Annotated in this window: 21 protein-coding genes; 13 read left to right on the forward strand and 8 right to left on the reverse strand. The window is 40.7% G+C overall.

Annotated features, from left to right (window positions below; genetic code table 11):
* The first annotated feature begins 3 nt into the window (after positions 1-3).
* From ACGF63_RS01475 to ACGF63_RS01530, 12 genes are all read left to right on the forward strand, one after another.
* Positions 4-840 (forward strand): hypothetical protein, encoded by an 837-nt coding sequence (locus tag ACGF63_RS01475; RefSeq protein ID WP_152961984.1) that lies wholly within the window; start codon positions 4-6, stop codon positions 838-840.
* A gap of 104 nt (positions 841-944) precedes the next feature.
* Positions 945-1,907: a hypothetical protein gene (locus ACGF63_RS01480; protein WP_387628403.1), complete on the forward strand. Its 963-nt coding sequence runs from the start codon at positions 945-947 to the stop codon at positions 1,905-1,907.
* Between the two features lie 191 nt (positions 1,908-2,098).
* Positions 2,099-3,265: a VopS family T3SS effector adenosine monophosphate-protein transferase gene (locus ACGF63_RS01485; protein WP_387628405.1), complete on the forward strand. Its 1,167-nt coding sequence runs from the start codon at positions 2,099-2,101 to the stop codon at positions 3,263-3,265.
* Positions 3,266-3,582: 317 nt separating this feature from the next.
* A complete protein-coding gene (locus tag ACGF63_RS01490) occupies positions 3,583-4,140 on the forward strand; it encodes a hypothetical protein (protein ID WP_152961980.1) in 558 nt (185 codons plus the stop codon).
* A gap of 148 nt (positions 4,141-4,288) precedes the next feature.
* Positions 4,289-5,011, forward strand: coding sequence for a hypothetical protein (locus ACGF63_RS01495; protein ID WP_036847011.1), 723 nt, complete (start codon positions 4,289-4,291; stop codon positions 5,009-5,011).
* A 71-nt stretch (positions 5,012-5,082) separates the two neighbouring features.
* Entirely contained in the window at positions 5,083-7,875 is a 2,793-nt protein-coding gene (locus tag ACGF63_RS01500) for an RHS repeat-associated core domain-containing protein (RefSeq protein ID WP_387628409.1), read from the forward strand.
* 318 nt (positions 7,876-8,193) lie between these two features.
* Entirely contained in the window at positions 8,194-9,258 is a 1,065-nt protein-coding gene (locus tag ACGF63_RS01505; RefSeq protein ID WP_387628412.1) for a carbon-nitrogen hydrolase family protein, read from the forward strand.
* A gap of 610 nt (positions 9,259-9,868) precedes the next feature.
* Positions 9,869-14,866, forward strand: a complete 4,998-nt coding sequence (locus tag ACGF63_RS01510) for a putative adhesin (protein WP_387628415.1) — start codon at positions 9,869-9,871, stop codon at positions 14,864-14,866.
* A gap of 222 nt (positions 14,867-15,088) precedes the next feature.
* Positions 15,089-15,325 (forward strand): type II toxin-antitoxin system CcdA family antitoxin, encoded by a 237-nt coding sequence (locus ACGF63_RS01515; protein WP_387628418.1) that lies wholly within the window; start codon positions 15,089-15,091, stop codon positions 15,323-15,325.
* Positions 15,326-15,327: 2 nt separating this feature from the next.
* Positions 15,328-15,642: a CcdB family protein gene (locus ACGF63_RS01520; RefSeq protein ID WP_021325441.1), complete on the forward strand. Its 315-nt coding sequence runs from the start codon at positions 15,328-15,330 to the stop codon at positions 15,640-15,642.
* Between the two features lie 164 nt (positions 15,643-15,806).
* Positions 15,807-16,034 carry a type II toxin-antitoxin system VapB family antitoxin gene (vapB, locus tag ACGF63_RS01525; RefSeq protein ID WP_132354529.1) on the forward strand — a complete coding sequence of 76 codons (228 nt, stop codon included), beginning with the start codon at positions 15,807-15,809 and terminating at the stop codon, positions 16,032-16,034.
* The gene (locus tag ACGF63_RS01530) at positions 16,031-16,453 is read left to right on the forward strand and encodes a type II toxin-antitoxin system VapC family toxin (RefSeq protein ID WP_387628422.1); all 423 of its coding nucleotides are present in this window, start codon (positions 16,031-16,033) and stop codon (positions 16,451-16,453) included. Before vapB ends, ACGF63_RS01530 begins: the two co-directional genes overlap by 4 nt.
* Positions 16,454-16,534: 81 nt before the next feature.
* Here ACGF63_RS01530 and ACGF63_RS01535 read toward each other — a convergent pair whose 3' ends face one another.
* From ACGF63_RS01535 to ACGF63_RS01565, 7 genes are all read right to left on the reverse strand, one after another.
* The gene (locus ACGF63_RS01535) at positions 16,535-17,014 is read right to left on the reverse strand and encodes a nuclear transport factor 2 family protein (RefSeq protein ID WP_036846994.1); all 480 of its coding nucleotides are present in this window, start codon (positions 17,012-17,014) and stop codon (positions 16,535-16,537) included.
* Between the two features lie 36 nt (positions 17,015-17,050).
* Entirely contained in the window at positions 17,051-17,656 is a 606-nt protein-coding gene (locus ACGF63_RS01540; protein ID WP_036846991.1) for a TetR/AcrR family transcriptional regulator, read from the reverse strand.
* Between the two features lie 431 nt (positions 17,657-18,087).
* On the reverse strand, positions 18,088-18,414 hold the full coding sequence (yciH, locus tag ACGF63_RS01545) for a stress response translation initiation inhibitor YciH (protein ID WP_152961976.1): 327 nt from the start codon (positions 18,412-18,414) through the stop codon (positions 18,088-18,090).
* Positions 18,404-19,150 (reverse strand): orotidine-5'-phosphate decarboxylase, encoded by a 747-nt coding sequence (gene pyrF / locus ACGF63_RS01550; RefSeq protein WP_036846986.1) that lies wholly within the window; start codon positions 19,148-19,150, stop codon positions 18,404-18,406. Before pyrF ends, yciH begins: the two co-directional genes overlap by 11 nt.
* A gap of 44 nt (positions 19,151-19,194) precedes the next feature.
* Complete coding sequence (gene lapB, locus ACGF63_RS01555; RefSeq protein WP_036846984.1) at positions 19,195-20,364, reverse strand: lipopolysaccharide assembly protein LapB; 1,170 nt, start codon at positions 20,362-20,364, stop codon at positions 19,195-19,197.
* A gap of 6 nt (positions 20,365-20,370) precedes the next feature.
* Complete coding sequence (locus ACGF63_RS01560) at positions 20,371-20,682, reverse strand: LapA family protein (protein ID WP_036846982.1); 312 nt, start codon at positions 20,680-20,682, stop codon at positions 20,371-20,373.
* Between the two features lie 169 nt (positions 20,683-20,851).
* On the reverse strand, positions 20,852-21,397 hold the full coding sequence (locus tag ACGF63_RS01565; RefSeq protein WP_387628428.1) for a phosphatase PAP2 family protein: 546 nt from the start codon (positions 21,395-21,397) through the stop codon (positions 20,852-20,854).
* 440 nt (positions 21,398-21,837) lie between these two features.
* Between ACGF63_RS01565 and ribA the strand changes: the two genes are divergently transcribed.
* On the forward strand, positions 21,838-22,434 hold the full coding sequence (ribA, locus tag ACGF63_RS01570) for a GTP cyclohydrolase II (protein WP_387628585.1): 597 nt from the start codon (positions 21,838-21,840) through the stop codon (positions 22,432-22,434).
* 65 nt (positions 22,435-22,499) lie between these two features.
* Here the strand turns inward: ribA and acnA are convergent, their stop codons facing one another.
* Positions 22,500-25,175, reverse strand: a complete 2,676-nt coding sequence (gene acnA / locus ACGF63_RS01575) for an aconitate hydratase AcnA (protein WP_387628431.1) — start codon at positions 25,173-25,175, stop codon at positions 22,500-22,502.
* Positions 25,176-25,281 lie beyond the last annotated feature (106 nt).

A 25,281-nucleotide genomic window follows, 5' to 3' on the forward strand; every position in this document is an offset into this window, starting at 1 on the left:
GCTATGCTGGGTAGCCATGATGCAGGGACCTATGCCTACAGCAGAAAAAGAAATGGAACAGCCAGTAGTTTAGGGGCGGTATTCCCCTTTGCATTTAAAACCCAAAATAGGAGTTTGAAAGAGCAGGCAGAAGCGGGGACGAGATATTTCGATATTCGCGTAGCGCGGAACAAAAATGGCTCATTTAGCTTTTTCCATGGCCCCAGTATTGCGGCCGGCGATGCCATTGCCGATGTTAAGGAATTATTGAATCATGCAGCAAAAGATACCAATAATTTTTATCTCATCAAATTTGTATTTAAAGGAGAAGGCAAGAAAAAGAACACCGCTTCTGGAACGCCGGCTTCAGATATATTTTTGGAGCAGGTACTCAACGGTCACCATGCTAATCTTATTACCAGTAATGATACACCGAGTTTAAGCAAAGCAACGGTTGATTTATTGAGTAAAGGAAAAAACATCGGGATTATGGTGCATGGTTATAGCGGAACTGAGTCACATTGGGTCTACAAAGAACAAGTTCACACAAAGTGGGCTAATCAAGCGAACGCAAGGGCTACAGCCGATTTCCTGAGTGAGTTTCATGCAAACCCTGCGCCTGAAGATCAACTTAATGTTATTCAGACGAACATGCCGGTGGCTTCTATTGGACGTGGGCAATTGACTTTAGGGGTAAAAAGTTATCTATCCAGAAATAATACCGTTTTGGCCGATGCGGTTGAAAAGATCCCTCATGCTGGAATAATCAGTGCTGATTATATAGGTAACACTCATAGTGCAACCTCAAGCTTTATAGAGACGATTGAATCACATAATCGACGCCTAATGAGGACGAACTAATAAGGTAAGAAAATTGGGTATGAAAGGCAGCCTAATACACTCGCTTCCCCGCCCTATAATATCTCGCCTAACATACCTCTTGCCAAAAATTAATAGGTGGTAATATGGAACACAGCAGATACAGTGAAAATATCAGGCATTCGAAAAACAGAGAAAAAAAACACTCAATGCAGTTAGGGAATTCTATCGAAGATGATGAGGACATATATAGAAACCCATTTGGGTTGGGACTGGATTTACTCTTTGGGCCAAAATTAAGAACAGGAAATGATCGAGATATACAAGGTGCACAATCTTTTATTTCATCACTCCCGGAACAAAGCCAATCTATCGCCAGACCGATAGCAATGGCCGATATATTAAGTGAAAGTGCACTGGCTTCACAACCCATTATTACTGATTTAATTAACCCGCAAAAAATAGCCATGTCAGAAGGAGTAAGAGATATTTTAAATAACAAAAAAGGAGGTGGCGACCTGGTGTTCAAAGCACTACAAGTCACCCCGTCAGGTTCAACTTCTTCATTCAACGCATTAAAAATTGTCGATACCTGGCAAGGTGAAATGCCGGATAACAAAACATCTATCCTGGCTTATTGGGTGCCACAAGGAGGATATGTTGATATCCCGGCACAACCCGATCTCAGTCGTCATCCACAGCATGTATTTACCCCAGGTTTCAGTGGATGTTCATTTGTTATCGATAAAATGAATACAGATACTCTTCGGGTTCGGCACGTACAAGGTGATAAAGAAGACGTCGAATATAATAATCTTGATATTGATCACGGAATGGGTATGGTTGCAGCAATGGAATTCCGCGATTATGGGTATCACGAAACAGCTAATAGCGAGGTTGTTAAAAATACCTATGGTTCTGCATTCTTAAAATTTAATCCAGAAGAAAAACAATGGCAACTTCACTATCAGAAACTGGCGGCAGCTCCTAATATCATGGCAATAGAATCTAAACCTGGTGGGTTATTCAGCAAACCTTCAATTAATGCAAAAACTTTCATATCCAAAGATATGAAAGTTACTGGATATACTAAGAAAAATATCCAATAAATAATCAGATGGTTGGTATTGGTTGATATTGAAAACTTGGAGCCATTGCGTATAGGATATTAACGTACAGCACCTAACGACCCATAAGTTGGAACATAAATTATCTGAATTTATTACCTGGATAAATAAATTCCCAACATCGCTATCACAGAAAAATACCTCGCAATCGTCTTATGATAGGAGAATAATTTATGATCGCATTTGAGAATCTTACTGCATTAAAAAATGCTTCATCACAAAAACAAAAACAAGTGCGTGACGAAGGTAAACTGCAAATTTCTGACCGTGAATATCATATTGATGTAGATCTACAGAAAGTTCTGCGTACCCACCCAAAAAGTAATCACGTTGCCCGTTTTTTTGAAGGAGCAAACAAACTTTTCTTAAATGGCAGTAGTGCCTCAGTAGCCAAAGAGGCGACTAAAACCCTTTTTTCTACAGAAGAGGCACATCAACAGCGTCTACAGAGCACAGACTCGGTCAGCCATGCTCGCATGTTATTTAAGGATGGTAATTTGCGGACACGGGAACAAGTACTGGAGAGATTAAAAACAGCTGATACCCATAAAATGACGGAAGTAATGTTGGCTGAACATTCTCTTTTGCTACAGCGCACTATGTCAGAATCACTACAGAATACAGAAACCGGTAAAAAATTACAGGATCTGATGGGGCATCAGGCAACAGCTCAACTGACCAGTAAACTGGTTCTCCCTCAACAATCTTTTGTCAGCCTTGAAAAATTGCGTAAGCAATCTTCGGTTACTGACGCTATTGCTAGCCTGGAGCCAATTTTGATGATGGAGGAAAAGAATTTGCTGGCAGCCCAACGTCACCAAGAAGCAATAAAAAGCCAAGATCTTAACCAAGGCATTTACGCGGAAACCCTTCCTGAAGATTTTTATAACCCAAACAAGTTAACTGATAATGTCGACCGAGCCACTGCCTGGATCCTCAAGGCATCCACTTCGGGTGGTAATGAATGGAGTAACTTCACGGCGCTACTGAAGGAATATACCCATAATGGAAAGGATCTCACTGATAGCCAAACTCTTAAGGAGCTTCATCATAGGTTAGTTCCAAACATAGAGCGTGATTATCGTGGTCCAGCCATCAGCGGGGGGAATCTTCCTTCCAGTATAGGAGGCGCAGCGTTGCTGGCTCGTCATCTGGAAACTCTGGATAAGGACGATCCCCAGATTGGGAAACAACTCTTCGCAGCTGTCGTCGGTTTTCACGGCTTCACTGATGGCAATGGCAGGATGGGGCGCCTTCTCTATGCGCTGACAGAATTGAGAGCCAGTCAATTTACGCCTCTTTCTGTCACTACAGAAAATGCTTTGCATGGGATCCACTGAAAAAGGCCTGTATTTTGATCTAAATAAAGATATCTCTAACGTTAAAACAGGTGCTCACATGGTATACGAATACAATAAAACGAACGACAGAAATAGAAAACACCCAACACAATTGGAAAATTCTGAAGACAAACTATTTTAACAAGAATTAGTTTATCTCAAACCGAACAGAATAATTCATCACGCGATATTCTCTACCAACACAGAAAGTTATTATTTAGGTATTTATACTCAGAACATCAGGTGATCCAGATAATAACCACAGAAATATATCAATTTTAAATATAACAGACTTAACCATTACAGAGGGATTATCAATGCCAAAATATGCTGACTCCCAGAAAACGTCCAAACAAAGATCTAAAAATACCTCCAGAATATCACCATCATCAGGTTTTTCTAATGGGCACCTTTCACTTTCAAAGGCAGGACCTCAAGACTTCTTCCTGGCACAACCACATTCCGGCGAACTAAAAAGTTATTGTGGTTACTATGCTCTTAGCAACTACATGGGAGAAACGTTTGATCTAAATGATTTTCGCAACACCGTATATCAACAGTACTTAGATATTGGATTATCGAAAAATGAAATACCTCAGTTGATCGCTGATAGTGGAACAGGCATGGAGGGGATTGCTACCGGGAAATACAATTTTATTGAATCTAAAGACTCCACACCAGGAATTGAAAGGGGTAAGTTCATGGCAGCCACAAATAGATATGGTGGTCATTGGTTAACATACATGCGTGACAACTTGGGAAAGTGGTGGGAATACGACAGCTGGAAAAAAAATCCTACCATTATTGGTAATGAACAAAAGCTTAGGAGTCAGCTACAGACTGACCAAATGACGAATATTTACTATGCTGATTAATTTATAAAACTTAAGAAACCGATAAATATAAAAACCCGCACTGATAGCTGATGGAAACGAATTACCTATTGGATTGACTCATAAATTCCAGCTATAGAAATTAGTGTTGTCTAATATAATTTTTTATCATAAATGGTTGATGTGAAATATGAAAAAATATGAAATGTTAACATTAAGACGCGATCTCGAGTCACTAGGTTATAGAAAAAAGAACAACCCATTCTTATGGGAACAAGATAAGGATACTGTTCATGAGAGTCTTTCCAATGAATTCCCTAACAATCGAAGGAATAAGAATTATCTTAATGATCTGGCAGAGTATTGCTGGTTAGTTTATCGTAAGGCCCTTTTATCAAAGGGACCAATGCTAATTGGTCGAGCTAATGATCTTTGGCAAGAAAAATGGCTTAAGCCACTTGGGCTCGGTCGAGGAATAAATGAAAATTTATGGAACCAAAACGCCCACGGAAATATGCTGGTAATAGACAAATGGTCTGGTGTAATAAATGATTGTTGGGTACTTGGTGGTATTCATAGGCATGCAGATTTTCATCTAATGTCAACAGCAGCCCCTGCTAATTTATGGAATCACGAAGATAGCTACCACGTAGTTACAGCGAGAGAAATATTAGGTCTTCTCAATTTTGGATATAAACGAGAAAAACGAGGGGGACAAGTGATTTATACATGTAAAAATTATTCTTCTGCCGATAGAGCGGCTCTTCTCCCCTATAATATTTTAATGAAAAATGCAATAGGACAGGGACCGTCTTCAATTACAAAACTCATTTTTGAACAAGTGACAGGTTTTAACGAGGAAATTAGAGCGTTCGATTATTCTAGCTTAAAACATGCAAATAAGGGGGTTTAGATAAGGGATGCAATCGCAAAAAATTTTACCTTTTCACCTATCAGGACAATCACCAAATCAAGGAACATAAAATGATATCCACCTTCGACCCGACCGTATATGCCGGTACTCCTACAGTCAATGTATTGGATAACCGAGGGCTGACTGTACGGGAAATCGCTTTTCACCGAGCCAACGCTGGCGACAATGCCGATATACAGATTACCCATCATCAGTATGATTCACGCGGAAATCGCTCTCAAAGTCTCGATCCGCGTTTATATGATCTGATGCAAACAGATAATACAGTGCAACCCAATTTCCACTGGCAGTACGATCTCATCGGCACGATACTGCGCACGATAAGCGCCGATGCCGGATGTACCGTGACATTGAGAGATATTGAAACTCGCCCGGTTCTGAACATAAACGCAATAGGTGTGACGCAAACCTGGCAATACGAAGACAGCTCATTGCCTGGCCGCCTGCTGTCAATCAGTGAACAATCCGCTGATGAAAAAGTCCCTCGTGTTATCGAACGTTTTATCTGGGCTGGGCATTCCTTGGCACAAAAGAACCTTAATCTGGCGGGTCAGTATATACGTCACTATGACACCGCCGGGCTGAATCAACGCAGTAGCTTATCTCTGACCGGTACGCTCCTATCCCAGTCACTGCAATTGCTGAAAGATGATCAGATTCCTGACTGGTGTGGTGATAACAAGTCAGTCTGGCAGAGCAAACTGGAAAATGAGATTTACATCACAGAAAACACCGCTGATGCCACCGGCGCCCCTTTGACACAAATTGATGCCAAAGGAAATAAGCAGCGTCTGGCGTACAATGTCACCGGACAACTGGAAGGTCGCTGGTTAACGCTCAAAGGACAATCGGAGCAAGTCATCATCAGATCCCTATCCTATTCGGCAGCAGGCCAGAAAATAGATGAAGAACACGGTAACGGCGTAGTGACGCAATACACTTATGAGCCGGAAACCCAGCGATTAATCCATATCATCACCCAGCGCACCAAAAAGCACCCCTTTAAGGAAAAATTACTACAGGATTTACTCTATGAATATGATCCGGTGGGTAATATGGTCAGTATCTTTAATCAGGCAAAGTCAGCCCACTTCTGGCGCAATCAGAAAGTGGTCCCCAAGAACACTTACAGCTATGATTCTCTATACCAACTTATCCAGTCTACCGGCCACGAGATGGCTAACATTGGTCAACAAAACAACCAAATGCCTACACCACTCATTCCCCTTCCCTCTGATGACAAAATCTATACCAAATACATCCGTACCTACAGTTATGACCGAGGCAATAACCTAACGAAAATCCAGCATAATGCACCAGCAAGTCGTAATATTTATACGACAGAAATAACAGTATCTAACCGCAGCAACCGAGCCGTACTGAGTCAGAGCACACTGACACCGGAAGATGTGGATGCTCAATTCGATGCAGGCGGGTATCAGCTAGCGTTGCAAAAGGGACAAGACTTAAGCTGGAACCAGAGAGGTGAATTACAACAGGTCACAACGATCAGCCGTAACAATAGCACGGCTGATAAGGAATGGTACCGCTATAGCGCAAATGCAATGCGGGTGCTGAAAGTCAATGAACAACAGACAAGTAACAGCACACAGCAACAACGGGTGGTTTACCTGCCCGGACTGGAGCTGCGGACAACAAAATCAGGCACAAAAACAACCGAAGACCTGCAAGTGATCACTATTGGAAAAGCAGGACACGCACAAGTACGGGCACTGCTCTGGGAAAAAATCAATCCCGGTGATACAGCCAGGGATCAGATACGTTACAGTTATGACAATCTGATTGGCAGCAGCGTGCTGGAGCTGGACGCCAAAAGCAGAATTATCAGCCGCGAAGAATATTACCCATACGGGGGCACAGCAGTATGGGCAGCCAGGAAACAGATTGAGGCGGATTATAAAACCATCAGATATTCAGGCAAGGAACAGGATAAAACTGGGTTGTATTACTACCGATACCGCTATTATCAACCATGGATCGGCAGATGGTTAAGTGCCGATCCAGCAGGAACCGTGGACGGATTGAACCTGTATCAAATGGTCAGGAATAACCCAATTCGTTATCAGGATGAATCGGGCACAAATGCACATGATAAGGCTCAGGCCGCCTTTAAAGAAGGCAAGAAAATAGCCATTAATCAACTAAAAACAGCCAGTAGCTTTTTGAAAAACAGTAAAAACAATGAAAGCGCCCTTGAAATCTACAAGATATTTTTCGGTAGCCATCAGGAGGTTGATCAACTCCCGCAATGGAAGAAACGTATTGACAGCGTTATGCATGGGCTAGACAAATTAAAAACCACGAAACATATTAATTATCAAAAAGATAAATCAGGTTCATCCAGTACTGTTGCCGATTTGGATGTTGAGGAGTATAAAAAACGGTCAGAAAGAAAAAATGCCTATGTCAATGTGTATTCTGATGCACTGAAAAGAGTCTATGAAGATCCGCTATTAGGAAGTGAACATGTCGCCCATATCGCTATTCACGAACTATCTCATGGTGTATTGCACACACAAGATCATAAGTATATTGGTGTTCTATCCCACCCAGGTTCACACGACTTAACCGATTTACTCAGTATTTTGATGCCACCGGCCAATGAGCAGGATAAAACAGAGAAACAACGTCGTGCCACTGGCTCAAGAAAAGCGCTAGAAAATGCAGATTCATTTACCCTATCAGTACGATATTTGTATTACACCGCACAAGATCCCAATTTCTTATTGTCTCTTCGCAAAGAACACCAAGAGTTCAGTCATAAAAGAGTTGATCGATTGATTGTTACTCCCCCCAAACGGACCAAAGCACAGCCAGGATAATGTCCATCAATCAAGGATAAAAATTATTCTTTCAAACAAAAATCTCTGGCAAACATTGTCAGAGATTTTTTTTATCAACGTAAATAGAACCGCTTGATCCCTACGCGGCACTCGATTCACTGCCTTAACGCTATATATTTAATTTTATACCTAGTACAATTTATTGTATAAAAAATAATAATTGTTCTATATGGGAAAAGTAAAATATAAAAAAATGTGGCCTATGCCATATATTCTAAAATAAAGCGCAAATTCCGTACCATTTAGCTCAAAGCTCACATTATGATAGGCATCCCTATACCAAGGAGATAACCTATCATGTCAACAAACCCAACCTATCGGGTGGCCGCAGTTCAAGCCGCCCCCATTTTTCTCGACCTGGAAGCGACTGTTACAAAAACTATCGCATTAATTGAGTCAGCAGCCGGCAATGGCGCTAAATTGATTGCTTTTCCTGAAACCTGGATACCTGGCTATCCGTGGTTCATCTGGCTGGATTCTCCCCTCTGGGGCATGCAATTCCTCAAGCAATATCACAACAATTCATTAGTTCTCGATAGTCAGCACTATCAAAGAATTGAGCAGGCCGCCGCCGATAATCATATTATGGTGGTGCTCGGTTTCAGTGAAAAAGATAAAGGCAGTCTTTACATCTCCCAATCTATTATCGACCAAACAGGTAAGACGTTACTGGCACGCAGAAAATTAAAACCCACTCATGTGGAAAGAACGATCTTTGGTGAAGGTGATGGTAGTGGTTTAAATGTTATTGAGACCTCTCTTGGTAAAGTTGGTGCCCTAAACTGTTGGGAACATATCCAACCTTTATCAAAATACGCCATGTTTGCTCAGGATGAACAAATCCATATTGGTTCCTGGCCAAGTTTTTCCATCTATAAAGGGCGCGTTCATGGCCTGTCAGGTGAAATGAATACCGCTGTCAGTAGTGTATATGCACTGGAAGGCCAATGTTTCTTCATTGGTGCCTGTGCCCTGGTTTCACCAGAAATGATTGATATGCTCTGCCAGACCGAAACACATAAATCTCTGCTTGAGATAGGTGGAGGCTATGCCTGTATTTATGGACCAGATGGCAAACAACTCGCTAAGCCACTGTCTCCTAACGAAGAAGGATTACTGTACGCAGATATCGATCTGAATGAGATTACCTTAGCAAAATCGGTTGCAGACCCCGCCGGACACTATTCACGACCCGATGTAACCTGTCTTCTTTTAGATAAAACCCGACGACTGCCGGCTATTATCAAAGAAACCGAATGGTGTGACAGCGAAGTTTGCATTGAAAAGGAAACGCTCAATAAACAGTCGGAAGAAAAACCTGATGACATCAATATAAATACCAACCAGAAACAAATAAAATAATTTTATAAATTTATTTTCAGCCGCGCAGTAGTCATTCAGTTGCACCAATCCCTGAACACGCGGCTGAAATGCGTTAGATCATGCCACATCAGATACTTGTTGTTTAGTACCGTCTTCTTTAACGCCTGTTCTTTCATCCCGCTTCTCCTGCCTCATTTATATCTGATTAATTACAAAGGATTTTTTAACTCATCCTATCATTTCAGTCATCAGATAAATCGCTAAAACTAACCTGAGTCCTACTTGCTGTTCACTCAATACAGAGGCTTCATTAAGACTCTTATCATAAAAAATAATAAATAAATACTTATATATAATTAAACAAATTAATAATTTCCACTTACATTAATTAGTATTTTAAATTAATTCATGTTGATTATAATTGACTAACTTGATTAATGCGATTTTAAGGTTATGGATAATATTTAATTATCAATAGTAACCAATATAAATCAGATCAATGCGGTAATGATTCAGTTAACACTGATGATTATCCCCATTCATCCTTCCATTAATTTGGTAAATGCAGTGAAACAAAATTGTAAAAAATATATGACAACATTGAAGTTCTTATTTTTCATCTATAAATATAATCAACTAGGAGGATTATATGTCACATTCCGATTATGATATTGAAAATACCAATAGTAATGCACCCTATGCAAAAGGAGAAAATAACAGCATTTTATCTCCAGTAGCAGAATCTTCATCCTGGAATCAGCGTTATCCTGATCAAGAAGAAACAGAACATGCTGTAGTCCAGGGAAAATATTGGGAATACCCGCGTAATAGTCATGAAGATTGCAAAGATAATAAATGTAATAAGAATAGCGATGAAGTATTTATCTTTCTATTAAAAGGTAATCAAAATTACCCAACTTGGATCACATCCGATATTAAATCAACGAGCCTATATATAGTTGAAAATCTATTTTCTTATCGTCACTATTCACCTGAATTCCAAAATTCTTTAAAAGAGAAGTTGAGCATTGTTTTTGACAAATATTCAGAAATAAAATACTCAGATTTACTGCATACAATAAATAACATCCTTAACCTTATTTTTATCAAAGATTATAAGAAAACAGATAGCGATGCAGCGATAAATACTCTACTGGCAAAGATGGAGATTATTAACAAACTAGAAAATCTGCATAAAGATGAAGTCACCACAGATAAAGTCAAAATAGATATATGGGAAGAATTAGGTATCAATCCCGAAGAGCCTTTACTGAAAATATATCGCGAGGCATTTTCTACAGGCGATATCGATGATGAAGTCTATTCAGATGCACTGCTAACTTTTATGTCAGATGGCAATATAGAGTTAAGCGATAAAGAAAAATCAGATTATAACCAACGAATTAAGGACAAAGAAGATATTTTCAAATCGTATAAACAAGGAATTGAAAAGGTAGCGAAGCTAATTACCTCAACTAATATTAACCCAGGCATACCCATTATTCACACGGAAACAAATCAAAGTATTAACATTGGCGATGATATATTATTAGCCCAATTAGCCAAAGAAGAGATAGCACTAAAAAACCAACATCGTGCCGAATATAGCCAGGAAGATATTTTTGAACTGCAAACACTACAAGCAGCGAAATATCATTTATTAGTTTTATCTTCGTTAGGTGCCCTACTTTATCAAATTGCACCTAAAGTAGGAAAAATGATTAAAGGTCATGGTGATTATCGCGATGTTATTTTCGCCCAAGATCAGGCTGAGTTATTATTCAAGAAACATAATATTCAATATGATACAGATCATATTCTTACTCAAGAATCAAAACATATTGATATGGAAGGCTGTATTATTTTAACAGCAGCAATCATTTATCGAATGAGAAAAGAGAATGTTAATGTGGAACAGGCAGTTAATTACTCCACATTAGAAACAATAAAATTATTTGAAAATGACAAGAGAAAACTTAACCCTTTCAATAAAAACAATGTCAAGCCAGCAGGCTACTTTTCTTTTATCGATTTCAAAAAGAGAGATAAATTTGATTCACAATACAATTTCAATGAACAATTTAATGTTTACAAAAACCAATACAGTCATTATGAATCCATTTCACTCAGTAAGTTAATACTCTCATCTCCTGCTGCGAAATTAACAGTCGAAGAAATTATTAACCCACCAGAAGAAGCTTTTCTCTATTCAGTCGAAAAGGGTATGGGAAATGTTGCCATGATAAAAATGTATCAGGGTAATTGGTTGGTTGTTTCAACCATACAAGGGGGCGTGAAAGCAAAAAAATATACCCAACAGCAGGTTGATAGTCATCCCACCTTACGTGCCATGTCTAAACCCAATGCCTTATTTTTAATTGAGCTAAAAATGGAAATAGGCATCGGCATATTAATGCCAAATATGATGGTCAATACGGGGAAAAGGCTTTTTCCGATTGGCTATGAACGTTCTAACACTCTGATTGGTTTGTCAGAAACAAACAGATATAAATACTCTTATGACGCATTTTGGAATGATTATTATGGTATAACGTCAGGAATGAATGTAGGAATAAGTTTCACCGGTTCACCTAAATTTAATTTTTATAAAGAAGAGAACTTACTTTCTGTTGCCACAACAATAATACAGCAAGGTTTAAACGATATTGCAATAAAAAGTAAACAGGCGCTGGATATTACCTCTGGTTGGCATATAGCAGCAACCATTCTTATTCCTTTCTATAATGTTATCTATAAATCAACAACCGATAGCGAATATAAATTAACGGGAGAAGATGTTGGTTCAATTATCTTTGATACCGCAAATGTACTATTAGTTGTTGCCACTTTAGGCATGTCACTGACTGAATCAATGGCTGCAAAAGTAACACAAACGACATTACGCCTCAGACAAGCAGGTCTGTCCGGGAGAGCGTTAATTCAAGCTGTCATCAGAACATTACCAGAGCATGGCATAATCACCTTACGCCAATCTTCCAGTATTATACTCGGTGGATTAATTGATTTAATCGAACCTTTACCTATTAGATCAACACTGACCTTAACTTACCGTGGAGTCATAAGCGCAGTTGGTGCAATGAGAAATAGTATTAAGCTTGAGAAGAGTTTCGCCGATATTTTTGGCAAAAGTGCCAAAGGATTAGGTAAACTTAAAGATGAATGGAAAATCAGTCATCTTCCACTCGACGGAATAGTACCTCATTCAAATGAAGGAATATATAAAGGGATTTATTCAATACGCCCTGCTAATGCAGAAGCAGCCGTTAAACAGAGCTACTATATAAAAGAATCTGGTGCTAATTATCAAGTCAAATGGGATGAAGCAAATCACACCTGGCGTGTCGTTAACCCGGCTTACCCCGAACAATTTAGTTACTGGCCTGCGGTTAAATTAGATAAAAATGGGCATTGGATGACTCATGCCGATGTATCTAATAAATTTCTTATCCTGGAGCAAAGTAAAAAAATAGATCAGGAACTTGAAGCAGCACGAGGTAATATTAAAAACGATAAGATATTAGATGCATTTATTCATATCAATACCGCATTCAAAAATTGTGAAATATATGATATCGATAAGCTATCAGATATTACTGACACATTAACCCATTTTTTCGAAAAATCGCTCAAACTTGGAGATAACACAGCTCTACTCAGCACAGAGATAGCAGATATCCAGCAAGCTTGGATCCGTGAAGTTATCTTACCATTACAAAACAATCCGAGTATTTCGATTGAAAAAATTAATGCTATCAAAACCGAACTTCCTTATTTACTAAAAGAAGTATTTTCCTTTGAAAATCAAATACCCAACCAAGAAGAGATAAATAGAATTGCCCTTGCCATCGAGAAAATACCGTTCACACCGATACCAAAATATACCTCAGGTAATATCTCAAGAACGGCTCAATATACATCGATAGAGAGTAAGAGTGTTGATATTCCTCCTGTCGGGATCACAATAACAGGCAATGAACTATTTATTAATCAAGTCACCCATGCACTAGATGAAATAGACCAAATACCATCTGGAAATATCGTTATTCAGGAACTTGAAAAACAGGGTTTAAATATACAGCCTCCGACAATGAGTGCCATTGTACGCGAAAAAGATGGGCAATTTTATGCCAGAAACAGTGCCGGTAGCAGTATCGCCTTTGATCCAGATAATCATCTGATTGGCATGGAAGAAAAAATTACCGAGGAACCTTGGCGCTCTCGTGAACCCGCTATTGCCTTATATCATGAGATGTTACATATCTATTATAATCGTTACCCAACATGGTTTACTTCTATCGATAATAAAATAATTGATAAGAAAGTCAGTGGTGGTCTTTCTGCACTGGAAGAATCACGTATTGTGGGAACACAATATTACGTCAACGATGAAAATACGTTATTTAATTTCAGTAATTCTGATTATTTACTGGAGAATAATTCAGCCTTGTTAACGGAAAATAGATTCAGAGCAGAATATGCCATATTTAAAGGCAAAAATGAGTATATTATTCGACCTTATTCTGGCAAGGGCGATAATCAAATTCCACTGACAAACATCAAAATAAACATCAATGAATCACACCGAAATGTCATGGGCGTGGGTGATGGAAAACCTGAAAAAATGCCCAATGAATCGGCAACTGATTACCGAAACAGAGTGAGAGAATGGAGGAAAGCCAATAAGAAACCAGAAACAGATATTGGAACTGGCGATATGAGAAAGACAAAAGCTCAAGCCAGAATTGGACATTTACAAAAAGATTATCCTCAATTTGAACCGCAAAAAATTGAGCTTGGTGGTGCATTTCAATTATGGACAGTACCTAATAAACCTGCGAATAAATTGATGTTAAGTTCACACGGATATTTCTTCTCTGATAGTGCAACTACGCAAGTCCCCGCAGGGAAAACGCTCCAATTTTTTGGTCCGCACGGTAAGACATTATTGGAAGCACCAGAAAATCCATTGAACTCTCCCTTTGATGTTACATTGGGTAATAGCGGCTTTACTGTACAACCTTATGCAACAATTGAAGCAGGGAATACAGCAAGTCTGGCTAAGGTAAAAATAGGTGATAAAACTTTTACCGTAAATGATATTCAGAATATGACTGCTAATGATGTTGAAAATTATCAGCTTGCTACCGGAGTGGAAGCCAATACATCAAATCATGGAAGGGCCAGAAATTATGGTATCAAATATTATGAAAAAATGCCGGATGAAGAAGTTAAAGCGGCAATATGGAAAAACAGAGCAGACGATACGACGATCAATAAATATGATGCACTCGTAGTTAGCCCTGAAGCAGGAAACCGTAAAAAACTGTCCGATATTTTTGCCCTGATGAAATCAGACAAGACAATGGCAAAGTATGACGAAATTACCTTTGTTGCCTGTCGTGAAGAATTGAACAGAATAAACATGAAATCAGTGCATGATACTGGGCTTGGCGGTGGTTATGAACCCACGTTGGAACCAACGGTGAGCCTTTCACGCCGGCGACGGGAGGCGACATTCACCCTCGACGGAGCAATTATTTATTCTGTTATTACGGTAAATTTACATCATAATCTCACAACAGAAAAAATCGTCGGTATCGCCCCTTTCTTATTTATAGATAATTAAAACGTACCTTTACATCATCTGAAATACCAAACTAAAGCGGGGAACCCCTCCCCGCCTTATTTATACCAGATAGACAATAGTACACTCATGACACTCTTGATAGTGGCATCGAATTCTCACCCTTGAAACTGCCTCTTAGCGGATGTCGCCGCCGAATTCAGAACTACAATTCGTGTATATATACGTGTACACTACACGCATACTCAATACCGGAGATAAATCATGACAGCAAGACAACGCAACACACAGAGCGTCACACTGACTGTAGAACGAAGCTTACTGAGCCGGGCACGTGAAGCAGGTATTAACTTTAGTGCTACACTGACCGCCGCCTTGGATGCCGAATTACGTCATCACGAGACACTGAAATGGCAGGAAGATAATAAGGAAGCTCTGGGGGCGTTAAACCGTTTCCATGACGAACATGGTTGTTTCAGTGATGAATACAGGACATTTTAACGATGCAATTCACCGTTTACCGTAATACTGGGAAAACCGTTGTTTATCCCCTGTTGCTGGACGTCACGAGTGACATTATCGGGCAGTTAAACCGTCGAATTGTGATCCCACTGCTGCCAGTTGAAAAATATCCTGACAGCAGTCGCCCTGTTCGAATGATCCCCCTTATCAGGCTGATAGACGACAAAGAATATGCTGTCATGACTCATGAACTAGCCAGTATATCTGTTCATGCTTTGGGTGCTGAATTTTGCGATGCATCGCAATACCGTAATCAGGTAAAGGCGGCACTCGATTTCCTCTTTGACGGTATTTAAGTCGGATAAGCGCAGACTGTTGCCAGACTGCGCTTATCCGACCAACTCCCTTGCGTGACGATGTTAGCTGAAAACCTTGCTGACTTGGAAGTACAATAGATATGTTGACATATGCTAAGTGCAAGCCTATATTGTGTACATATATTAAACAAAAGGAGGTTCACATGCGTACCGTAGCGATATTTAAAAACGGTAATAACCGGGCAATAAGACTCCCAAAAGATATGGATTTTGATGGTATCGCCGAATTAGAAATTTCCCGTATCGGGGACTCCATTATTCTGAAACCAATAAAACCCACATGGGATTCTTTTCTGTCACAGGAAAAAGCTGATAACGATTTTTTAGAATCACGCCCTGATATTATCGAAGAAGGTCGCGTGAAATTATGAAAAATATTTATATGCTGGATACCAATATCTGCTCTTTCATTATGAGAGAGCAGCCTGCGAATGTTCTCCATAAATTACAACAATGTGTTTTGTACAGACATGAAATTGTTATCTCAGCAATTACCTATGCGGAAATGAAATTTGGAGCTATTGGCAAAAAAGCCTCTCCGAAACATACCATACTCGTTGAAGCATTCTGTCAACGCCTTGATGCCATCCTGCCATGGGATAAAGCCGCCGTAGATGCTACAACCAATATTAAAAACACACTGACCACAGCAGGAACACCGATCGGCGCTAATGATACAGCTATCGCAGGACATGCACTAGCGTGTGGAGCAATCCTAGTGACAAATAATACCCGCGAGTTTAAGCGTGTGGATGGCTTAATTATCGAAGATTGGGTAAACTGCCCCTAAATAACGTAAAAAGCATCACGGCTGGCTTATTAGGGACGCCTATAAACCAGCCATATCTACAATTTTCTATTTGCTATTAAATTACAGTTCTAAATCAGATAATCCAGGATGATCGTCAGGGCGGCGGCCTAAAGGCCAATGAAATTTTCGTTCAGACTCTTTTATCGGTAGATCATTAATACAAGCATAGCGGTTGTACATCAAGCCATCTTCGTTAAATTCCCAGTTCTCATTACCATATGAGCGAAACCAATTACCCGAATCATCGCACCATTCATAAGCATAACGAACCGCTATTCTATTATCAGTAAACGCCCAAAGTTCTTTAATCAGACGATATTCATGCTCTTTCTCCCATTTTCTGGCTAAAAAATCCTGAGCCTCTTTACGACTATGCACGAATTCAGCGCGATTACGCCAATGAGTATCCAATGAATAAGCCAATGAAACCTTTGCAGGGTCACGGCTGTTCCATCCATCTTCGGCCAAGCGAATTTTTTGAATAGCCGTTTCCCGGGTAAATGGCGGTACTGGCTGGCGAATTTCTTTTGTATCAGACATATTTTGTCTCCTAATTAATTATAATTAAATTTTCTATTAACTCACATTGTATTTATTCAATAATGCTTTAGCGATATTCATTGCTTCCAAAGCATAATTTCTATCATTCATTATATGGGCAGTGGTAATAGCGCCTTCTATCAGAATCAAAAATTTCCTGGCTAAATCCACCGATGAATCCGGCGATATTTCCTCACAAATAGAAAGAACGTAAGTAAAAACTTTCTCTTTATGCTCCTTAGCAATAATTCTTACCGGATCAACAGGATCAAGCCGTTCACCGGATGTATTGATAAACGCACATCCTCTGAAATCATCACTTTCGAACCATGTTTGTAATACCAGAAAAATATTCAGCAATTTCTCTTCTGGCGTCTTATATTCGGCTATTGATGAAGTAAACCACCCCATCCATCGTTCATCCCGTCGGCGAAGAACTTCTTCAACCAACCCATCTTTGGTACCGAAATAACGATAAATTGTTTTACGTGAAGAACCGGTCGTGCGCGTTATCAGATCGATACCTGTCGCTGCAATCCCCCTGGTGTAAATTAATTCATCTACAGCATCCAACATGTTTTCCCTGATGTTTGCCGCCTTCTCATTTTCCATGTTCTTCATGGTAGAACGATCGTTCTCCATAGTCAACCTCTTAACTAAAAAAACAGAATAAACTTTCCATCTTTATGATTTAAAAAGTAATTTTAATAATAATCACATTTATCATAAAGATATTCATTTTTACAAAAAAACCGCCTGAAATAGGCTACAGTGCATTATGATACCAAAATCATGACGTAAAAGAATTTATGAAACAGATAATATGTTGTTTAGTAATATTTAATTATCTTATTATGCAAATGATAAAATAATATCAATATTTCTTTAATGAAATAAAAAATTATTTTTGACATGTTAAATTTTAATTTTTTTATTATTTAATCAGAAGATGGGGGCTATTTATACATAATAATCCGAATGATAATTTATTTATTTTCATTGTTAAGTAGTGATATTATTGATAACTGACGTTAAGAAATAATATAAATAAAGGGCGAATATCCGCCCTTCTGTCAACCACCAGCCAATTTAACTGTCATACCTTTGGCTTCAAGCAATTGCTTCAATAAATCCCTTTTATCGCCCTGAATTTCTATTTCGCCATCTTTTACTGAACCACCGCAGCCACATTTTTTCTTTAATTCAGCCGCCAACTTGACCAGTGTCTGGTCATCAGCGTCAATGCCGGTAATAACGCAAACGCCTTTTCCTTTACGACCACTGGTTTGGCGCTGGATACGAACAATACCATCCCCTTTCGGACGCTGAGGTTTAGCCGTTTCTTCCTGAATACGGCCCCCATCTGTGGAATAGACCAGACGCGAATTATTATCTTGCATTAATAACTCCTGCAATAGATTGATTAATCTGACGCAAGGCTGCCGCCGGATCCGCTGCACGGGTAATCGGACGCCCGATAACCATATAATCAACACCAACCAGTACCGCCTGTTCCGGCGTCATGATACGACGCTGATCACCGGCTTCACTGCCTGCCGGGCGGATCCCCGGCGTTACCAGCCGGAAATCCTGACCACAAGCGTTTTTCAGTTGTTGAGCCTCATGTGCAGAACAAACCACACCATCCAACCCACACTCCTGCGTGAGTTTTGCCAACCTTTCAGCCTGTTGCGCTGGCGTAATATCAATACCGATACCTTGTAGATCCGATTGTTCCATACTGGTTAATACCGTAACGGCAATTAACAACGGTGCAGCATTACCATAAGGCAGCAACGCTTCTTTCGCCGCCGCCATCATTCTGGTGCCACCACTGGCATGAACGTTTACCATCCAAACCCCCATCTCAGCCGCAGCAGCTACCGCTCTGGCTGTAGTATTGGGAATATCATGGAATTTCAAATCCAGGAATACTTCAAAGCCACGCTGGTGCAACAACTTAACAAACTGAGGACCATTAAGGGTAAACATCTCTTTACCCACTTTCAGGCGGCAATCCTGTGGATCAATTTTGTCAGCAAAAGCCAAGGCAGCATCCTGATTGTCGTAATCTAAAGCAACAATTACAGGCGAGCTAATCTGTTTACCGAATGATGTTAAGGTATGCGATGTCATTTTTTAACCTTTTTGACCAACAAAGAAATATTACTGTGATATTGTCACTGACCATCCAACCCACGGATGGGTTTAATCGAATCCCATGAGCGGCATGATGGGCAGTGCCAATAAAGTGAATGAGAAGTAAAGCCGCATTTATGGCAGCGATAATTAGGTTTAGTACGAATTTGTTCACCCACCATGTCCCGCAGCAAAATAATACTTTCTTTCGCCCGGCCTTCTTCCGCTTCCGCCAAATGGTAATCCATCAGGCGATAAAACAGGCGCATCGTCGGATGACGTTCTAATTGATGATTGATATAGATTTGCGCGACTTCATGGCCTTCTTTCTGCTCGATAATATCAGCCAGTAAAAGTTCGGCAGTTGCCCCACTATTCTCTTCTACACAGCGTTTGAGGAAATTTTCCCATTCATCAATCTGATTCAGATGCTGGTAACACTCCTGGAGAATAGGTAACACCTCACTGACCAACTCTTTATCTTGCTCAAGAACAGATTTCAAAGAACCCGCCGCTTTGGTGTATTCCTGTTGGACCATAAACAGACGTCCCAACATGATAGAAACCCGGGCGCAATTTTTATCTGCCTGGACAGCTTTATTGAGATAGCCAATAGCTTCATCAAGATCATCACCGCTCATTTCCTGCAAAGCCAGTTCACAATAAAAATGCGCAATTTTTTCCCGTATATCGTGTTTGCCGGATTTAACTAATTTTTCAGCGATATCAATGGCTTTTTTCCAATCACTGGTTGCCTGGTAAAGCGTAAGCAGTGATTGAAACGCATTTTGCCGAAAATCTTTTTCATTCACCAACTGAACAAACATATTTTCGGCGCGATCGTATAAACCCGCCGACATGTAATCGCGGCCTAATTGTTGAGTCGCCAGCAAACGCTGCTCAAATGTCAGAGAAGCACTTTCCATGAGAGATTGGTGAATACGGATAGCCCGTTCCACTTCCCCCCTGGAACGGAACAGATTCCCCAAAGTCAGGTGCGCTTCAAAAGCGGAACTATCCTCTTTAAGCATTTCAAGAAACAGATCCACCGCTTTATCTTGCTGGTTCGAAAGGAGAAAATTAACCCCAGCAACATATTCCCGCGACAAGCGATCAGAATTTTGTTGTTTATCCTGTTGAGCACTTCTGCGCCCCATATACCAGCCATAAGCAGCGGCCACAGGAAGCAACAGAAACAACAGCTCTAACATGGGAATTTATTCCTTGCTAAATACAAGCGGTGAATGAGTAACCGGAGGTTCAGCAGGTTGCCCCAGTTGTGCTTCTAGTCGCTTAATCTTGCGTTCAGCCCTTCCCAATGATAAACGAGTACGAAGATAGAATAATCCACAGATAACCCAGCCTAACACGAAACCGCTGGCGAACAATACAGCCAAAAGCGTAGATAAAGAGTAATTTCCTTTAGCAATCAGATAGTTAAAAGTAACAATCTGATCGTTATTTGATCCAAGAGTCACAGAGATGACAAAGATCACCAACACCAGTAATAAAATCAGAAAATATTTCACATTTTTTCCTGTTATCTATTGTTGCTTGGGTATTATGCCAAATAACAGACATAACGGCCCATTAAATTAGCATTTCCAGTCTGGGCAAAGGAAGCAATTTATCATGATAAATGCGCCTTTCCGCTTTTTTGCGATATCTTCCCACTAACTAAGTGTAAATAAGAAGCAATTACCTATATAAATCCTTGTGGAAGTTAATCAACCGCCACTTTTCTGTGAGACAACAAATAACCATCGCCAACACCGCGCTAATTAACGTTGATGCGATAAGATCCTGCGGCCAATGCATACCTAATGCCACTCTGCTGATCAAAACACTCGCCGCCCATATCGTCACGATTGTGGATAAAATATAGCGACGACGCGGCCATAAAACCCCCACTAAAAGCAACGACCAACTCGCAGCAAATAGGGTATGCCCGGAAGGAAAGGCATACCCCGTTTCACTTTTCCAGTGAGTAAGTTGCCATGGTGGAATACGGTCATCCGCTTTCAAATACTGGTCCAATAATTTGGCCCGCTGTTTTCGCTGATATTGATAAAACTCATCTGTCGGCACCCGATAATTTTTTTCTAGCCAAACAACATAGGGACGATGTTCCTTAACGGTATTTTTAATCAAAGCCTTTATACCTTGCCCTGTCAAAAGCAGCGCTATAACAACAGCGATCCATATTATCCCCTGCCTGACGGAAGTACGAAGTAACAGTAACAACCCAAAAATAAAAAACAGAGAAGTCAGACAAGCCCACGACTCTCCAGAAGTATCCGTAATCCAATACAGTATTTCAAGCTACTGGCGCTCTCCCATAGGTTGCCATTGCCATCCTGCTATCAACACGACAACAGGCGGCAACAATAAAATCATAGTCGCTACAACTATAGGTCTGATAAATTGATTCATATCCGCTACCACATTATTCTTATATACACTTTAAAAATCTGTCTATAGTTTAACACATTGATGTTATACCTATTACTTATATACAATTATTTGAAGATTTTTCACAGATAATTGGTTGTAAATATGGCAAAATGCACGTGCGTTATAATCAGAGAAAATTTCTTGTGCAGTTTCAGCTGATTTCCCAGACCGGTATTATTTTTTTACAATCCATTCTTATAACGAGTCTGAATCGACATATGAACAATAAGATGCAATTAAAACAGATAGCTGAGGCTAAATTACCTACCCCCTGGGGCGACTTTTTAATGATCGGCTTTGAAGAAATCGCTACAGGTCAAGATCATGTCGCATTGGTATATGGCACTATTTCTGATAATGAACCTGTTCTCTCCAGGATCCATTCAGAATGTCTGACGGGTGATGCCCTGTTTAGCCTGCGTTGTGACTGCGGCTTTCAACTTGAAGCAGCTCTGGCTCAAATTGCTAAGGAAGGACGGGGGATATTACTTTACCACCGGCAAGAAGGCCGTAATATTGGCCTGCTAAACAAAATTCGCGCTTATGCATTACAGGATAAGGGCGCGGATACGGTAGAAGCTAATCATCAGTTAGGTTTTGCCGCCGATGAACGTGATTTCACCTTATGTGCAGACATGTATAAATTGCTGGGCGTTCATGCTATTCGTCTGCTGACAAACAATCCTAAAAAAGTGGAAATTATGACCGAAGCAGGTATTAACATTGTGGAGCGGGTTCCGTTAATTACCGGCCGCAATGCTAAAAATGCTCATTATCTGAATACTAAAGCCAGAAAAATGGGACATTTAATACCCGAGGAGCCTTAATTTTTACTTATTTTAGCTGACAAAGATGGTGCCAATACTGGCGCCATCTTTATGTGGTGTAAAAATTATTTCAACATATGGCGGATGACATAATGCAAAATGCCGCCGTGGTGGAAGTAATCCAGTTCAGTTCCGGTATCAATACGACACCGAGCCTCAACGACCACCTTACGCCCATCAACATAAGTCATTTTTACCGGGACTATCTGACCAGGCTTGAGATTATTCATCCCGGCAATATCAATCGTCTCATCACCTTTCAGATTTAGCGTTTTACGGTTTACGCCCTGAGGAAATTCCAGTGGTAATACGCCCATACCAATCAGGTTAGAACGGTGAATACGTTCAAATGATTCCGCAATCACCACCCGAACCCCCAATAACCGGGTTCCTTTCGCTGCCCAATCGCGGCTCGAACCAGAACCATATTCTTTGCCGGCAATAACAGCCAATGGTGTTTTTTCTTCCTGATAACGCATGGCCGCATCATAAATCGCTAATTGTGTCTGTGATGGAATATGGCGGGTATATCCCCCTTCTACACCCGCAATCATCTCATTACGAATACGAATATTGGCGAACGTTCCGCGCATCATCACTTCATGGTTACCACGCCTTGAGCCATAAGAGTTAAAATCCTTAGGGTCAACGCCATGTTCCTGAAGATAACGCCCTGCCGGACTGTCAGCTTTGATATTCCCCGCGGGGGAAATATGGTCTGTGGTGACAGAATCACCAAGAATAGCCAGTATATTCGCGCCATGAATATCCGTTATCGCTTCCGGCTCCGCTGTCATCTCACTAAAGAATGGCGGGTGGCGAATGTAAGTAGAGTCAGGCTGGAAATCATAAGTTGCAGAACTGACAACATCCAGCGATTGCCATGTCTCATCACCATCAAATACTTCGGCGTACTCCTTGTGGAACATGCCAACCTTAACTTTATCAACCGCTTCAGCAATTTCTTTGCTGTCTGGCCATATGTCTTTCAAATAGACATCATTGCCTTGCTGATCCTGACCAATAGGATCTTTAGTCAGATCCTTTTTCATGCTGCCGGATAAGGCATATGCCACAACTAATGGTGGTGATGCCAGCCAGTTAGTCTTTATCAGAGGATGGATCCGGCCTTCAAAGTTCCGGTTGCCAGACAAGACCGCACCGACGGTAAGATCGGCTTGCTTAATCGCAATTTCAATAGATTCAGGCAACGGCCCGGAGTTACCAATGCAAGTTGTACAGCCGTAGCCCACCAGATTGAAACCCAGTTTCTCCAGATATGGCGTAAAGCCAGCAATCTCAAGATAATCCGTCACCACTTTTGAGCCAGGTGCCAGTGAGGTTTTTACCCACGGCTGGCGTTTAAGCCCTTTCTCAACCGCTTTTTTCGCCAGTAAACCTGCAGCCATCATCACACTGGGGTTAGATGTATTGGTACAGGAAGTAATCGCAGCAATGACAACCGCACCATCTTCTAACTCATACGTTTGGTTATCCAGATTAACGGAGGCTGAGGCGACTTTTCCTTGCGCTTTATTCATCTCCAGCTCAATGGCTAACTGAAATGCCTGTGGTACTCGCTCTAAAGCAACTCTGTCCTGTGGACGTTTCGGCCCGGCGAGGCTCGCTTCCACCGTAGACATATCCAGTTCCAGACTGTTGGTAAATACCGGTTCATCACCCGGATTTCGCCATAGCCCTTGGATCTTACAATATGTTTCAACCAGAGCAATCTGCTGTTCTGTACGCCCTGTTAACCGCATATAACTCAGTGTAATATCATCCACCGGGAAGAAACCACACGTTGCACCATATTCCGGTGACATATTGGCAATGGTTGCCCTGTCTGCCAATGGCAAGTCAGCTAACCCATCACCATAAAACTCAACAAATTTCCCAACCACACCCTGTTTACGCAGCATCTGTGTCACTGTCAGCACAAGATCTGTCGCAGTAATCCCTTCGCGTAACTTTCCGGTGAGTTTAAAACCCACCACATCAGGGATAAGCATGGAAACAGGCTGCCCTAACATAGCCGCTTCCGCTTCAATACCACCAACCCCCCATCCCAGAATACCGAGGCCATTGATCATAGTGGTGTGAGAATCCGTACCAACCAAGGTATCAGGGTAAGCCAATTCTCGCCCGTTATACGTTTCATGCCAAACCGTTTTGCCCAGATATTCCAGGTTGACCTGATGACAAATCCCGGTTCCTGGCGGTACGACGCGAAAACGGTTAAATGCTTGTTGTCCCCAACGCAGAAACAGATAACGTTCATAGTTACGTTCCATTTCTAATTGAACATTTTGTTCAAAAGCGTTTTCCGTGCCAAATTTATCCACCATAACAGAATGGTCAATAACCAAATCAACAGGTGACAATGGATTAACCTGTTCAACATCGCCACCAAGACGCTGAACTGCATCCCTCATAGCCGCTAAATCAACGACAGCTGGAACTCCCGTGAAATCCTGCATTAATACACGAGCCGGACGGTAAGCAATTTCCCGATCTGCATGACCAGTATTTTGCCAATCAATAATCGCTTTTAAATCGTCATCAACAACAGAGTTACCATCAATATTGCGCAGAAGATTTTCCAGAAGAACTTTCATTGACTTAGGCAAGCGGGAAATATCACCTAAATGTTTAGCAACCCGTGGTAAACTGTAATAATCATATTCTTTACTTGCAGCGGAAAGTGTTGAAACACAAACCTTTTTCAAATCAAACGACATAACTCCTCCTTCTTATTATGTTGGCATCACTCAGAGCCATCTTATGATAATGGCACAAGTTAAACATAACATATAAGCAAATAATTGTTTTTTATTACCACACAAT

The sequence above is a fragment of the Photorhabdus sp. RM322S genome, from assembly GCF_042879395.1.
GTDB lineage: Bacteria > Pseudomonadota > Gammaproteobacteria > Enterobacterales > Enterobacteriaceae > Photorhabdus > Photorhabdus khanii.